This is a genomic window from Cryobacterium arcticum (genome assembly GCF_003185895.1).
In the GTDB taxonomy this organism is placed as follows: domain Bacteria; phylum Actinomycetota; class Actinomycetes; order Actinomycetales; family Microbacteriaceae; genus Cryobacterium; species Cryobacterium arcticum.
The window spans coordinates 775,265-790,785 of sequence record NZ_QHLY01000012.1 but is presented as its reverse complement, the minus strand read 5'-3'; the positions used below and the strand labels follow the sequence as shown (position 1 = coordinate 790,785).

The 15,521-nt window shown below is 66.7% G+C and carries 8 protein-coding genes and 1 tRNA gene; 7 read left to right on the top strand and 2 right to left on the bottom strand.

From position 1 onward, the window contains the following. Nucleotides 1-57: 57 nt before the first annotated feature. The 3 genes from gltB to pyk all read left to right on the top strand — a co-directional run bounded on the left by gltB (nucleotide 58) and on the right by pyk (nucleotide 7,623). Nucleotides 58-4,635, top strand: coding sequence for a glutamate synthase large subunit (gltB, locus tag CTB96_RS13330; protein WP_110127356.1), 4,578 nt, complete (start codon nucleotides 58-60; stop codon nucleotides 4,633-4,635). Continuing rightward, a complete protein-coding gene (locus CTB96_RS13325; RefSeq protein WP_110127355.1) occupies nucleotides 4,628-6,085 on the top strand; it encodes a glutamate synthase subunit beta in 1,458 nt (485 codons plus the stop codon). The genes gltB and CTB96_RS13325 overlap by 8 nt, the downstream gene beginning before the upstream one ends. Nucleotides 6,086-6,177: 92 nt before the next feature. After that, a complete protein-coding gene (gene pyk, locus CTB96_RS13320; RefSeq protein ID WP_110127354.1) occupies nucleotides 6,178-7,623 on the top strand; it encodes a pyruvate kinase in 1,446 nt (481 codons plus the stop codon). A 282-nt stretch (nucleotides 7,624-7,905) separates the two neighbouring features. On the opposite strand, the gene CTB96_RS13315 is transcribed toward pyk, so the two are convergent. After that, nucleotides 7,906-7,991, bottom strand: a tRNA-Leu gene (locus tag CTB96_RS13315). Between the two features lie 38 nt (nucleotides 7,992-8,029). Between CTB96_RS13315 and CTB96_RS13310 the strand changes: the two genes are divergently transcribed. Further along, nucleotides 8,030-8,635, top strand: coding sequence for an ANTAR domain-containing response regulator (locus CTB96_RS13310; protein ID WP_110127353.1), 606 nt, complete (start codon nucleotides 8,030-8,032; stop codon nucleotides 8,633-8,635). Nucleotides 8,636-8,720: 85 nt separating this feature from the next. Here CTB96_RS13310 and CTB96_RS13305 read toward each other — a convergent pair whose 3' ends face one another. Then, entirely contained in the window at nucleotides 8,721-9,161 is a 441-nt protein-coding gene (locus CTB96_RS13305) for a hotdog fold thioesterase (protein ID WP_110128484.1), read from the bottom strand. Nucleotides 9,162-9,216: 55 nt separating this feature from the next. On the opposite strand from CTB96_RS13305, the gene polA reads away from it, so the two are divergent. The 3 genes from polA to rpsA all read left to right on the top strand — a co-directional run bounded on the left by polA (nucleotide 9,217) and on the right by rpsA (nucleotide 15,394). Beyond that, nucleotides 9,217-11,901, top strand: a complete 2,685-nt coding sequence (polA, locus tag CTB96_RS13300) for a DNA polymerase I (RefSeq protein ID WP_110127352.1) — start codon at nucleotides 9,217-9,219, stop codon at nucleotides 11,899-11,901. Nucleotides 11,902-12,016: 115 nt separating this feature from the next. Then, the gene (locus CTB96_RS13295) at nucleotides 12,017-13,693 is read left to right on the top strand and encodes a DUF885 domain-containing protein (protein WP_110127351.1); all 1,677 of its coding nucleotides are present in this window, start codon (nucleotides 12,017-12,019) and stop codon (nucleotides 13,691-13,693) included. Between the two features lie 243 nt (nucleotides 13,694-13,936). After that, entirely contained in the window at nucleotides 13,937-15,394 is a 1,458-nt protein-coding gene (gene rpsA, locus CTB96_RS13290) for a 30S ribosomal protein S1 (RefSeq protein WP_110127350.1), read from the top strand. Nucleotides 15,395-15,521: the final 127 nt, after the last annotated feature.

Below are 15,521 nucleotides of genomic sequence, written 5' to 3'. Positions count from 1 at the left end.
CTCTTCCAGCGGGCCAACGTCGTCCCCACCTGCCAGTCATTTTGTGAGGACGGTCTAATGACGCAGCAACCACTCTTCTCGCGGTTCAGTAGTGTTCCCGAAAGTCAGGGTCTCTACAACCCGCACGACGAGCGTGACGCCTGTGGCCTCGCCATGGTCGCGACCCTGCGGGGCACGGCCGGACACGACATCATCACGCGGGCGCTCGACGCCCTGCGCAACCTGGAACACCGCGGCGCCGTCGGCTCCGACGCCGGCACCGGCGACGGTGCGGGTATCGTCACGCAGATCCCGGACGAGTTCTTCCGGGCGGTGTCGACGTTCGCGCTGCCGGAGGCCGGCCGCTACGCCGTCGGCAACGTCTTCCTGCCCACCGAACCCACCGCGCGCAGCACCGTCAAGGGTGCCATCGAAGCGATCGCGCGCGAGGAGAACCTGGTCGTGCTGGGGTGGCGCGAGGTACCCGTGCGCCCCGACGAAGTCGGCAACCTGGCCCGCGCAGCCATGCCCGCCATCCAGCAGCTCTACGTGGCCAGCAACCGCACCACCGAAGACGGCCTGCTGCTGGGCGGAATCGACCTGGACCGCCAGGCCGTCCGGCTCCGCAAGCGCAGCGAACGTGAGCTGGAAACCTACTTCGCGTCGCTGTCGTGCCGCACCATCGTCTACAAGGGCATGGTCACGACCCTGCAGCTCGAACCGTTCTACCCGGACCTGTCCGACGAACGCTTCACCTCGAAGCTCGCACTGGTGCACTCGCGCTACTCCACCAACACCTTCCCGTCCTGGCCGCTCGCCCAGCCGTTCCGCATGATCGCGCACAACGGCGAGATCAACACCGTGCAGGGCAACCGCAACTGGATGCGCGCCCGCCAGTCCCAGCTCGAATCCGAGCTGCTCGGCGACCTGAACCCGTTGTTCCCGATCGTCACCCCGGGTGCCAGCGACTCCGCCTCGTTCGACGAGGTGGTTGAGCTGCTCAGCCTGTCCGGTCGCTCGCTGCCGCACGCCGTGATGATGATGGTGCCGGAGGCCTGGGAGAACCAGCCCGGGCTCGACCGTGACCGCCGAGCCTTCTACGAGTACCACTCCATGCTGATGGAGCCGTGGGACGGCCCGGCTGCGATCGTCTTCACCGACGGCACCCTCGTCGGCGCCACCCTCGACCGCAACGGCCTGCGCCCCGGGCGCTACGTCATCACCGACGAGGGTCTCGTCGTGCTCGCCAGCGAGATCGGCGTCATCGACGTCGACCCCGCCCACGTGGTGCGAAAGGGCCGGCTGCAGCCGGGCAAGATGTTCCTGGTCGACACCGAGGCCGGGCGCATCATCGAGGACGAAGAGGTCAAGGGCGAACTCGCCGCCAGCGAACCCTGGGGTTCCTGGCTCGACGCCGGCCGGATCAACCTCAAGGACCTGCCGGAGCGGGAGCACATCGTGCACCCGCCGGCATCCGTCGTGCGCCGCCAGCGCACCTTCGGCTACACCGAAGAAGAGGTGCGCATCCTGCTCGCGCCGATGGCCCGCAACGGCGCAGAGCCGCTCGGCGCCATGGGCTCAGACACGCCGATCGCCGTGCTCAGCGAACGCCCCCGGTTGCTCTTCGACTACTTCACCCAGCAGTTCGCTCAGGTGACGAACCCGCCGCTGGACTCGATCCGCGAAGAGGTCGTCACCAGCCTCAAACTGGGCCTCGGCCCCGAGCTCAACCTGCTCTCCGCCGGGCCGGAGCACGCCCGCCAGGTCGTGCTCGACTTCCCGGTGATCGACAACGACGAGCTGGCCAAGATCCAGCACATCGACACGTCGCCCGGCAGCCGCACCACCACCACCATCCGCGGCCTGTACCGCTTCGACGACGGCCCCGGCGCGCTCTCGGCCCGCATCGAGGAGATGTGCCACGAGGTCGACGCGGCGATCGAAGCGGGCGCGCTGTTCATCGTGCTCTCCGACCGGGACAGCTCGAAGGACCTCGCTCCGATCCCGTCGCTGCTCATGATCGCCGCCGTGCACCACCACCTGATCCGCACCGAGAACCGCCTCAAGGTGGGCATCGTGGTGGAAGCCGGTGACGTGCGCGAGGTGCACCACGTGGCCCTGCTGATCGGCTACGGCGCCAGCGCCGTCAACCCGTACCTGGCCATGGAAACGTGTGAGGACCTCGTCCGCAGCGGCTTCATCACCAACGTCACGCCCGAGAAGGCCGTGAAGAACGTGATCAAGGCGCTCGGCAAGGGCGTGCTCAAGATCATGTCGAAGATGGGCATCTCCACGGTGTCCTCCTACGCCGGCGCGCAGACCTTCGAGGCCGTCGGACTCAGCCAGGAGTTCATCGACCAGTACTTCACCGGCACCACGAGCAAGCTCGGCGGTGTGGGCATCGACGTGATCGCGGCGGAGAACCTCGAACGCTACGCCGGTGCCTACCCGCAGGATGCCGCCGTCACCGTGCACGAACGCCTCGCCACCGGTGGCGAGTACCAGTGGCGCCGCGACGGTTCCCCGCACCTGTTCAACCCGGAGACCATCTTCAGATTGCAGCACTCCACCCGCACCCGCCGGTACGACATCTTCAAGGAGTACACCAAGCTCGTTGACGACCAGTCGGAGAGCCTGATGACCCTGCGCGGCATGTTCGCCTTCAACGTGGGCGCCCGCAAGCCGGTGCCGATCGACGAGGTCGAGTCGGTCGCATCGATCGTGAAGAAGTTCTCCACCGGCGCGATGAGCTACGGCTCCATCTCGCAGGAGGCACACGAGACCCTGGCCATCGCCATGAACCGGCTGGGCGGCAAGTCCAACACCGGTGAGGGCGGCGAGGACCTCGACCGGCTGCTCGACCCGACCAGGCGCAGCGCCGTCAAACAGGTCGCGTCCGGCCGGTTCGGCGTCACGAGCATGTACCTCACCCACGCCGACGACATCCAGATCAAGCTCGCCCAGGGCGCCAAGCCGGGGGAGGGCGGCCAGTTGCCGCCCACCAAGGTCTACCCGTGGGTGGCCCGCACCCGGCACGCCACCGCCGGGGTCGGCCTGATCTCCCCGCCCCCGCACCACGACATCTACTCGATCGAAGACCTCAAGCAGCTGATCTTCGACCTCAAACGGGCCAACCCGAGCGCCCGCATCCACACCAAGCTGGTCAGCCAGTCCGGTATCGGTGCGGTCGCGGCCGGCGTCGCCAAGGCGCTCTCCGATGTGATCCTGGTGTCAGGGCACGACGGCGGCACCGGCGCCAGCCCGCTCAACTCGCTCAAGCACGCGGGCACGCCCTGGGAACTCGGCCTGGCCGAGACCCAGCAGACCCTCATGCTCAACGGGATGCGCGACCGCGTCGTTCTGCAGGTCGACGGCCAGCTGAAGACCGGCCGTGACGTCGTCATCGGCGCCCTCCTGGGCGCGGAGGAATTCGGTTTCGCGACCGCCCCGCTGATCGTCGAGGGCTGCATCATGATGCGGGTCTGCCACCTGGACACCTGCCCGGTCGGCGTCGCGACGCAGAACCCCGAACTGCGCAAGCGTTTCTCCGGCAAGGCGGACTACGTGGTGAACTTCTTCGAGTTCATCGCCCAGGAGGTGCGCGAGTACCTCGCCGAGCTCGGGTTCCGCAGCCTCGAAGAGGCCACAGGGCGCAAGGAACTGTTGAACGTGAACGGCGCACTGAACCACTGGAAGGCATCGGGTCTGGACCTCCGGCCGATCCTGGTCGGGCCGGACTTCTCCGATTCAGAGCCCCGCCAGTCCGGCCGTGAGCAGGAGCACGAACTCGACAAGCACTTCGACGTCGAACTCATCCGGCAGAGCGCCAGCGTTCTCGAACACGGCGGCAATATCACGATCGCGCTGCCCATCCGCAACACCGAGCGCGCCGTCGGCACCATGCTCGGCCACGAGGTGACCCTACGGCACGGCGAGAACGGCCTGCCGGCCGGGTCGATCGACGTCACCCTCACCGGTTCCGCCGGGCAGAGCTTCGGCGCCTTCCTGCCCAGCGGCATCACCCTGCGCCTCGAGGGAGACTCCAACGACTACGTCGGCAAGGGTCTCTCCGGCGGCCAGATCGTGGTGCGGCCGGACCGCGGCAGCGTGTTCGCCGCCGAGGACAATGTCATCGCCGGCAACGTGATCGGCTACGGTGCGACGCTGGGCAGCATGTTCATCCGCGGCATCGTCGGCGAACGGTTCCTGGTGCGCAACTCCGGCGCCACCGCCGTCGTCGAAGGCGTGGGCGACCACGCCCTCGAGTACATGACCGGTGGACTCGCCGTGATCCTCGGGGAGACCGGCCGGAACCTCGGCGCCGGGATGTCGGGCGGAACCGCCTACATCTACAACCTGCGCTCAGAGCTCGTCAACCGCGACTCGCTCGACTCGGGCGAGCTCACCCTGCTGCCGCTGGGCAGCGCCGACATCGAGATCGTCGGCGACCTGCTCGAACAACATCTGGAACAGACCGATTCTGTTCTGGCCGCGCGGTTGCTCGCCGACCGCGACACGACAATGAAGAATTTCGTCAAGGTATTGCCGCGCGACTACGCGGCCGTCCTGGCGACCAGGCAGAGCGCGGTGGCCGAGGGGCTCGACCCCGACGGCGACGTCGTCTGGAACCGCATCTTGGAGGTAACCAATGGCTGACCCGAAGGGATTCCTGAAGACCACGGACCGGGAGCTTCCCACCCGCCGTCCGGTCTCCATCCGCTTGATGGACTGGAAAGAGGTCTATGAGGCCGGCGACTCCGCCGTGCTCAAGCGCCAGGCCGGCCGCTGCATGGACTGTGGTGTGCCGTTCTGCCACCAAGGTTGCCCGCTGGGCAACCTGATCCCCGAGTGGAACGACCTCACCTGGCGGGACGAGGGCCGTCAGGCCATCGAACGCCTGCACGCCACCAATAACTTCCCCGAGTTCACCGGCCGGCTCTGCCCGGCTCCGTGTGAATCCGCCTGCGTGCTCGGCATCAACCAGCCAGCCGTGACGATCAAGCAGGTGGAGGTCTCGATCATCGACCAGGCCTTCGCCGAAGGCTGGGTCACCCCGCAGCCTCCCGGCCGGCTCACCGGCAAAACCATTGCCGTGGTCGGGTCAGGACCGGCCGGCCTCGCTGCTGCCCAGCAGCTCACCCGCGCCGGCCACACCGTCGCGGTGTTCGAGCGGGACGACCGGATCGGGGGCCTGCTGCGCTACGGCATCCCGGACTTCAAGATGGAGAAGAAGCACCTCGACGGCCGGCTGGCCCAGATGACCGCTGAGGGCACCCGGTTCCGCGCCGGCGTGACCATCGGTGTCGACATCACCTGGACCGACCTGCGCGCCCGGTACGACGCAGTGATCGTCGCCACCGGCGCCATGGTGCCGCGCGACCTGCCGATCCCCGGCCGTGACCTGCCCGGCGTGCACTTCGCCATGGAATACCTGGTTCAGCAGAACAAGGTGGGCGCCGGTGACACCGTCGACAACCAGATCCTCGCCGAGGGCAAGCACGTCGTGGTCCTCGGCGGCGGTGATACCGGAGCCGACTGCATCGGCACCGCACACCGTCAGCTCGCCGCATCCGTGACCAACCTCGCGATCGGCAAGCAGCCCGGCGACAGCCGGCCGGAGCACCAGCCCTGGCCGATGTCCCCGACCCTGTTCGAGGTCTCCAGCGCCCATGAAGAAGGCGGCTCGCGCCAGTACCTGGCGTCGACAATTGAATTCCTGGCTAACGATGCGGGTGAGGTTCGGGCGATTCGCGTCGCCGAGACCGAATATCTCGATGGTCGCCGTGTCCCCAAAGCGGGGACAGAACGAGAGATTCCCGCTGATCTGGTGTTGCTAGCACTGGGATTCACCGGTCCGGACAGCGCTGAGCTCACCCAGGAGCTGCACGTGCCGCTCGACGCACGGAGTAATGTCGTTCGTGATGGGGATTACCAGACCAGCCACGAGGGTGTTTTTGTTGCCGGAGATGCAGGCCGCGGTCAGTCGCTCATCGTTTGGGCGATCGCCGAAGGACGCGCTGCTGCGGCAGCGGTCGATCGGTATCTCGAAGGCGAGACTCAACTGCCCGCCCCGGTGAAGCCAACGGATCATTCGTTTGCCATCTAGGCGAACGAACTGACAACCCGCTGCCCAAATCTCCACACACAATTCAACGCACCAATGCGCCTACCCGGCGCGGAAACCGGAGATCCACCAGTATGAGACGCGCGAAAATCGTCGCAACCCTCGGGCCGGCAGCATCCAGCTACGAGCAGATCAGGGCCATCATCGACGCAGGCGTTGACGTCTGCCGCATGAACCTGAGCCACGGCGACTACACCGTGCACGAGGGTGTCTACGCCAACGTGCGCAAGGCGGCGAACGACTCCGGCCGTGCCATCGCAGTGATGGTCGACCTGCAGGGCCCGAAGATCCGCCTCGGCAAGTTCGAGGGCGGCCCCTACGACCTGGCCGTCGATGACATCTTCAAGATCACCACCGAAGACATCCTCGGCACCAAGGAACTTTCCGGCACCACCTACAAGGGTCTGCCGAACGACGTCAAGCCCGGCGACTTCCTGCTCATCGACGACGGCAAGGTCAAGGTCGAGGTTGTCGAAACCGACGGCACCGTCGTGACCACCAAGGTCATCGTCGCCGGCCCGGTGTCGAACAACAAGGGCATCAACCTGCCCGGCGTTGCCGTCAACGTGCCCGCCCTGAGCGAAAAGGACGAGGCCGACCTGCGCTGGGGCCTCCGCCTCGGCACCGACCTCATCGCGCTCTCCTTCGTGCGCAACGCGGCCGACATCGACCGCGTGCACGAGATCATGGCAGAGGAGGGCCGCAAGGTTCCCGTCATCGCCAAGATCGAGAAGCCGCAGGCCGTCGAGGCCCTCGAGGGCATCGTCGATGCCTTCGACGCGATCATGGTCGCCCGTGGCGACCTCGGCGTCGAGCTCCCGCTCGAAGCCGTGCCGATCGTGCAGAAGCACGCCGTCGAACTGGCCCGCCGCATGGCGAAGCCCGTCATCGTCGCCACGCAGATGCTCGAATCGATGATCCACAGCCCCGTCCCGACTCGCGCCGAGACGTCCGACGTCGCCAACGCCGTTCTCGACGGTGCTGACGCGGTCATGCTCAGCGGCGAGACCAGTGTCGGCGAATACCCCGTCGTCACCGTTCAGACCATGGCACGCATCGTGTCCTCGACCGAAGAGCACGGCCTGGAGCGCATCGCACCGCTCACGAACAAGCCGCGCACCCAGGGCGGTGCCATCACGCTGGCCGCCATCGAGGTCGCCGAGTTCGTCGACGCGAAGTTCCTCTGCATCTTCACCGAATCCGGAGACTCCGCTCGTCGCATGTCGCGCCTGCGCTCCAAGATTCCGATGCTGGCCTTCACGCCCGACGCCGGCATCCGCCGTCGCCTCGCCCTCACCTGGGGCGTCCAGACCTACCTCGTCGAGCCGGTTACCCACACCGACTCGATGTTCGGCCAGGTCGACGACATCCTGCTCGGCCAGGGCCTGGCCGAAATCGGCGACAAGGTCGTTGTGATCTCCGGTTCCCCTCCCGGAATCGCGGGTTCCACGAACGACATCCGGGTCCACCGCATCGGTGACGCCCACAACGGTGTCGCTCCGGCGTACGCCCAGCAGTAACCGATCACGACAGACGACACACCGTGTCGTCAGGCAGCCCCGCGGCGCAATCCGCGGGGCTGCTGTCGTTTACCGTGCCCCCACCCACTGCTGACGTGTTGAGCGGCCGTGCACGGCCGATGAGCGCCTGTGCACACCCAGCGTGACGCGGGGGACGCCGGCGGTGAATACTCGCTGAGAGAGGCGTGTGCGGCCGCTGTGCGTACGGTGCCGGCGGTGTGCCGGGTTAAACACCGCATGCCCGCGACCCCGGTCGAACCAGGGGACGGGCATGCGGTGAAGTGGTACCGGTGGTGGGACTCGAACCCACACGTCCTTTCGAACAAAGCATTTTGAGTGCTCCGCGTCTGCCATTCCGCCACACCGGCTCACAACACCTGCACCAGAATACCGTAGGCTTTTGCCTGTGACCGACCAAGAGACAACACCAGCACCCCCCCGCCGCGTCGTCGTAGCGGAGGATGAATCCCTCATCAGGCTCGACATCGTCGAGATCCTCCGTGACAACGGCTTTGAGGTAGTCGGCGAAGCCGGCGACGGCGAGACCGCTGTGGCCCTGGCCACCGAGCTTCGCCCCGACCTGGTGATCATGGACGTGAAGATGCCCCACCTCGACGGCATCTCCGCCGCCGAGCGCATCACCAAGGCGCACATCGCCCCGGTCGTGCTGCTCACCGCGTTCAGCCAGAAGGAGCTCGTCGAGCGCGCCAGCGAAGCCGGCGCCCTCGCCTACGTGGTCAAGCCGTTCACGCCGAACGACCTGCTGCCGGCCATCGAGATCGCCCTCTCGCGGTACAGCCAGATCATCACCCTCGAGGCCGAGGTCGCCGACCTGGTCGAGCGGTTCGAGACCCGCAAGCTCGTCGACCGGGCCAAGGGCCTGCTCAACGAGAAGATGGGCCTGACCGAGCCGGAGGCGTTCCGCTGGATCCAGAAGGCGTCGATGGACCGCCGCCTGACCATGCACGATGTCGCGCAGGCGATCATCGAACAGCTCTCCGCGAAGAAGTAACGTACAGCCACGCACCACCCGCCCCCGTCACGAAATAAGCGGGTCCCTCCAGGAGGGGCCCGCTTTTTCGCGTCTGCACGCCGGCTCAGGCCGAAGCGGGCCGGTCCATGATCAGGTTCGTGATGCGGATGGTGGAGCAGCGCCGGCCTCGGTCGTCGGTGACCACGATCTCGTGGGTGGTCAGGGTGCGTCCCAGGTGGATGGGCGTGCACACCGCCGTGACGTAGCCGGAGGTGGCCGATCCGGTATGGCTGGCGTTGATCTCGATGCCCACCGCGATCTTGCCTGGGCCGGCGTGCAGATTCGCCGACATCGACCCGAGCGACTCGCCCATGACCACATAGGCCCCGCCGTGCAGGAGCATGGCCGGCTGGGTGTTGCCCTCAACGGGCATCCGTGCCACCGCCCTGTCGAGCGAGAATTCGGTGAACTCGATGCCCATCTTGTCGGCCAGGTCGCCGGCGCCGCGCGCCTTCGTCCAGGCGAGGAAGTCGGCATCGTGCGCGGGCCTGTCGTACTCGGTCATGGTCACCTCGGGTTCGGCCGAGCCCCCATCCGAAAGCGGCTTGTAGGCTGGGACTGTGTCGGAATCCAAAAAGCCTACCCTGATGATCATCGATGGCCACTCGCTGGCCTACCGGGCATTTCATGCCCTCCCCATTGACAGTTTCCAGACCAGGGACGGCCAGCACACCAACGCCATCCACGGTTTCCTGTCGATGCTGCTGAGCCTGCTCCGCAACGAGAAGCCGACCCACATCGCCGTGGCGTTCGACATCTCCCGGTACTCGTTCCGAACCAGGGACTACCCGGAGTACAAGGGCACCAGGGCGATCACGCCCTCGGAGTTCAAGGGCCAGATTCCCCTGCTGCAGGAGGCCCTCAAGGCCATGAACATCACCACCCTGACCAAGGACGACTACGAGGCCGACGACATTCTCGCCACCCTCTCGGTGCGCGGCACCAACGAGGGCTTCGAGGTCTTCGTCGTCTCCGGCGACCGGGACACCATCCAGCTGGTCAACGAGACCGTCACCCTGCTCTACCCGGCCAGCCAGGGCGTCTCGGCGCTGACCCGGTACGACCCGGCCAAGGTACGGGAGAAATACGGCATCGCACCGGAGCAGTATCCCGACATCGCCGCCCTGGTCGGCGAGACCAGCGACAACCTGATCGGCATCAGCAAGGTGGGCGAGAAGACCGCCGTGAAGTGGCTCGACCGGTTCGGCAGCCTGGACGCGATCCTCGAACACGCGGATGAGATCACCGGTGTCGTCGGTGCCAACCTGCGCGAGCAAAAAGAGAACGCCATCCGCAACCGCCGGCTCAACCGGCTCGTCACCGACCTGGACCTGCCCGTCGAACTCGACAACCTGGTGCGCGGCCCGATCGACGAGGAAGCCGTGCGCGACGTCTTCGGCCGGCTGGAATTCCGCACCCTGCTCGACCGGGTGATCAAGCTCGAGGAGAACGGCAACGGCGACGGGAGCGGCTCCTCCGCAGTTCCGGCGCCGCTGCCCGATGCCCCGGCTGCCGTGCAGGCGCCGGTGCAGCGCGAACTGCTCGACGAGGAGCTCGCCACCTGGCTGGACCGGGTGTCGGCTGCCGGCACCCCGATCTCCGTCACCGTCGAGGTGATGGCCGGCCTGCCGATCGGCTTCGGGCTGGCCACCGGCACCGAGACCGCAACCGTGGCCTGGCAGCCGGGGCGCGCCGACTACCGGCCGCTCGAAGACTGGCTCGCCGGCCCTAGCCCCAAGATCATGCACGACGCCAAACCCCAGGTCAAGGCGCTCACCCGCGCCGGACTGTCGCTGGCCGGTCTTGCCGTCGACACCCTCGTCGCCGGCTGGCTGCTGCGCCCGGGCGGACCGGACAAGACCCTCGCCGACCTCGTCAAGCGCTACCTGGACGAGACAGTTCCGGTCGTCGACCCCAACCAGCTGGTGCCGGACGAGACCCAGGCCGGCGGCGTCGCCGTCGACTCCTGGTACACGGTGCGGCTCGCGGCGACGCTGATCGGCCTCCTCGACGCCGGCTCACTGAACGTGCTCTCCGACCTCGAGATGCCCACCCTGATGACCCTGGCCGACATGGAACTGGCCGGAGTGGCCGTGTCCCACGACGAACTCGCCGCCCTGTCGACACAGCTGGGCGACACCGCGGCCGAACTGGCCGCCAGTGCCTACGCCGAGATCGGTCGGGAAGTGAACCTCGGTTCACCCAAACAGCTGCAGGAGGTTCTCTTCGACCAGCTGGGCATGCCCCGCACCCGCGCCAACAAGACCGGCTTCACCACGGATGCCGGAGCGTTGGCCGACCTGCAGGCCAGCAACCCGCATCCGTTCCTCAACCTGCTGCTCAAGCACCGCGACGCCACGAAGCTGCGACAGATCGTGGAGACCCTCGACAAGGCCATCGACGAGACCGGCCGCATCCACACCACCTACGTGCAGATCGGCACGGCGACCGGCCGGATCTCCTCGAACGACCCGAACCTGCAGAACATCCCGGTGCGCACCGAGGAAGGCCGGCGAATCCGCGCCGCGTTCCACGCCGGAGCCGATGCCGAGAGCCTGCTCACCGCCGACTACTCGCAGATCGAGATGCGCATCATGGCGCACCTGTCCGAAGACGCCGGCCTGATCGAGGCGTTCAACGCGGGGGAGGACCTGCACCGTTTCGTCGGCGCCAGGGTCTTCGGTGTGGCACCTGAGGATGTCACCGGTGAGATGCGCAACAAGGTCAAGGCGATGTCCTACGGCCTCGCCTACGGGCTCAGCGCGTTCGGGCTGTCCCGGCAGCTGCGGATCGAGTCCCGCGAAGCCAAGCAGCTCATCACCGACTACTTCGCCAGGTTCGGCGCCGTGCGGGACTACCTGCGCCGCGTCGTCGAGCAGGCGAAGGTGGACGGCTACACCACCACCATCTTCGGGCGTCGCCGGCCGTTCCCCGAACTGAACAGCCCCAACCGGGTGCTGCGCGACAACGCCGAACGCGCCGCGCTGAACGCTCCGATCCAGGGCTCGGCCGCCGACCTGATGAAGATCGCCATGAACAACATCGCCGGCGACCTGCGCGCTCAGGAACTGAAGAGCCGCATGATGCTGCAGGTGCACGACGAACTGATCTTCGACGTGGCGCCGGGCGAATGGGACGCCCTGAAGACCGTGGTCACCTCCCGGATGGAATCGGCCGCCCAATTGCTGGTGCCGCTGGACGTGCAGGTGGGCCGCGGCGCGAACTGGGACGACGCCGCCCACTGACCGGCGTCCGCGGCGACGGCCACCGTCGCCGCGGGCGCGTCACCTCAGGGAGGCGTCACAGCAGGGAATAGGGCTGGCCCGTGCGGAAAACGAGACCGTGTCCTAGGCTCTGTGCATGACTCTGAACGAACAGCGGACGCCAACTCCCGTCGACCAGATCGCCGAACAGTGGGTCGACACCCTCGTCGAGCTCGACCCGACCGTCGGCACCTACATCGGCCGGAACAGGGACGGCGCCGGCTTCGCGGATTACTCGCCCGACGGCCACGCCCGGTACATCCAGGCCGCCACCGAGGTCATCACCGCGCTGGATGCGACCCCGGCCGTCGACGCCGTCGACGAGGTCACCACGGCAGACCTGCGCAGCACCCTGGCGCTCGACCTGGAAAGCTCCGCGGCACGGCTCCAGCTGCGCGACCTCAACGTGATCGCCTCACCCGCCCAGGAGATCCGCGAGGTGTTCGACCTCATGCCCACCAGCACTGTCGCAGACTGGAGCAACATCTCTGCCCGCCTGCAGGCCGTGCCCGCCGCAGTGACCGGCTACATCGAGACGCTCCGGCTCGGTATCGAGCAGGGTGTCACGCCCGCCAGGCGCCAGGTGATCGAAGTACTCGGCCAGGCTCGGCGGAACGCCGCGAACGACGGGTTCTTCAACCACTTCGTGGCCGAGGCCGGGCTCGAAACCGGATCGCTGCCGGCCTCACTGGCCAACGACCTGACCGCCGGCGCGCACAAAGCCGCCGCCGCCTACGACACCCTCGCCGGCTTCCTCAGTGACGAGCTCGCACCCCGCGCCACCGAAGAGGACGCGATCGGACGCGACCTCTACGCGCTGAGTTCCCGCCGGTTCCTGGGCGCCAGTATCGACCTCGACGAGACCTACGAGTGGGGCATCCAGGAACTCGCCCGCATGGTGGAGGAGCAGGAGAGCATCGCCCGGCAGATCAAGCCCGGTGCGACCGTGCTCGAAGCGATCGAGTTCCTCGACACCGACCCCACCCGCAAGCTGCACGGCACCGACGCCCTGCAGCGCTGGATGCAGGACACCAGTGACCGGGCCGTTGCCGAGCTGGGGGAGACCCAGTTCGACATCCCCGAGGAGATCCGCCGGCTCGAGTGCATGATCGCCCCCACCCAGGAGGGCGGCATCTACTACACCGGCCCCACCGACGATTTCTCCCGGCCCGGCCGGATGTGGTGGTCGGTTCCCGTCGGCGTGACCGAGTTCGATACCTGGCGGGAACTCACCACCGTCTACCACGAGGGCGTGCCTGGCCATCACCTGCAGATCGGCCAGGCGGTCTACAACCGGGACAAGCTCAACACCTGGCGCCGCCAGCTGGCCGGCACCTCCGGGCACGCGGAGGGCTGGGCGCTCTACGCCGAACGCCTGATGGAGCAGCTCGGCTACCTGGACGATCCCGCCGACAGGCTCGGCATGCTCGACGGCCAGCGGATGCGGGCGGCCCGCGTTGTGCTGGACATCGGCGTGCACCTGGGCAAGCCGGTGCCGGATGGCTCGCAGAAGTGGACCGCTGACTACGCCTTCGACTTCCTGGCGAAGAACGTCAACATGAACGAGGGCTTCGTGAAGTTCGAGGTCAACCGGTATCTCGGCTGGCCCGGCCAGGCGCCGTCCTACAAGGTCGGCCAGCGCATCTGGGAGCAGCTGCGCGACGAGGCCGAGGCGCGCGAGGGCACGGCCTTCAACATCAGGGAGTTCCACCGCAAGGCCCTCGACCTCGGCGGTGTCGGCCTCGACACCCTCCGCTCGGCCCTGCAACCCTGAGGGTTCGCGAGCCATGACCTAAGCCCCAGGATCTCGAGCATTCTGGTGCTTTGCTCACGGCTCGCGGATGGGTGCGGGCGAATGCGGGGGCGGGTTGCCTGGTGCGCCCGGAAACAGCTAAGCTTTACTGTCACGCTTGTGACGAATTAGCCGCTGCCAGTCGCGGAATCTTAGAACGCATCACCGTAATTTGCACGTCCCTCCCTTCTGGCCCGAATATGTCCATCCTGGAGCAACTACTACATGACAATCGCAACGACCGAACGGGCACCTAAGCAGGTCGCCATCAACGACATCGGATCTGCTGAAGACTTCCTTGCCGCGGTCGAAAAGACTCTGAAATTCTTCAACGACGGAGACCTCATCGAGGGCACCGTAGTGAAGATCGACCGCGACGAGGTTCTCCTCGACGTCGGCTACAAGACCGAGGGTGTCATCCCCTCCCGCGAACTTTCCATCAAGCACGACGTTGACCCTTCCGAGGTTGTCAAGGTCGGCGACCTGGTCGAGGCCCTCGTTCTTCAGAAGGAAGACAAAGAAGGCCGTCTCATCCTGTCGAAGAAGCGCGCTCAGTACGAGCGTGCATGGGGCGACGTTGAGAAGATCAAGGAATCCGACGGCGTTGTCACCGGTTCGGTCATCGAGGTCGTCAAGGGCGGGCTCATCGTCGACATCGGCCTGCGCGGCTTCCTGCCGGCATCGCTCATCGAGCTCCGCCGTGTTCGCGACCTGACCCCGTACCTGGGCCAGGAGATCGAGGCCAAGATCCTCGAACTCGACAAGAACCGCAACAACGTTGTTCTGTCGCGTCGCGCGCTGCTCGAGCAGACCCAGTCTGAGAGCCGCACCACCTTCCTCAACAACCTCCAGAAGGGACAGGTCCGCAAGGGCGTCGTCTCGTCGATCGTCAACTTCGGTGCGTTCGTCGACCTGGGTGGCGTTGACGGTCTGGTTCACGTCTCCGAGCTCAGCTGGAAGCACATCGAGCACGCCAGCGAGGTCGTCGAGGTCGGTCAGGAAGTCACCGTCGAGATCCTCGAGGTCGACCTGGACCGCGAGCGCGTCTCCCTGTCGCTCAAGGCAACGCAGGAAGACCCGTGGCAGGTCTTCGCCCGCACCCACGCCATCGGCCAGGTTGCACCGGGTAAGGTCACCAAGCTCGTTCCCTTCGGTGCGTTCGTTCGCGTCGCAGAGGGCATCGAGGGCCTGGTGCACATCTCCGAGCTCTCCGGCAAGCACGTTGAGCTCGCCGAGCAGGTTGTGTCGGTCGGCGACGAGGTCTTCGTCAAGGTCATCGACATCGACCTCGAGCGTCGCCGCATTTCGCTGAGCCTCAAGCAGGCCAACGATGGCGTCGACCCCGACGGCACCGAGTTCGACCCGGCACTCTACGGAATGCTCACCGAGTACGACGACCAGGGCAACTACAAGTACCCCGAGGGCTTCGACCCGGAGACCAACGAGTGGCGCGAAGGCTTCGAAACCCAGCGCGAGAAGTGGGAGCAGGACTACGCTGCAGCCCAGGCTCGCTGGGAAGCTCACAAGAAGCAGGTTGCATCCGCGAACGACGAGATCATCGCTCCCGGCGATGTCGCGTCCGCCGCTGGCAACTCGTTCTCCAGCGAGACCGCCGGAGCCGGCACCCTCGCCGACGACGAGGCACTTGCCGCGCTGCGCGAGAAGCTCAGCAGCAACAACTAGCATCACCCGCCCGGCTTGCGCCGGCGCCAGATCAAGCCGGACCCTACGGGGTCCGGCTTGTTCCGGTTAAGCCGGTCTCCCGACGAACTGCACATCCGCCCACGACGGCGGGCCGCTCCCGGGGCAC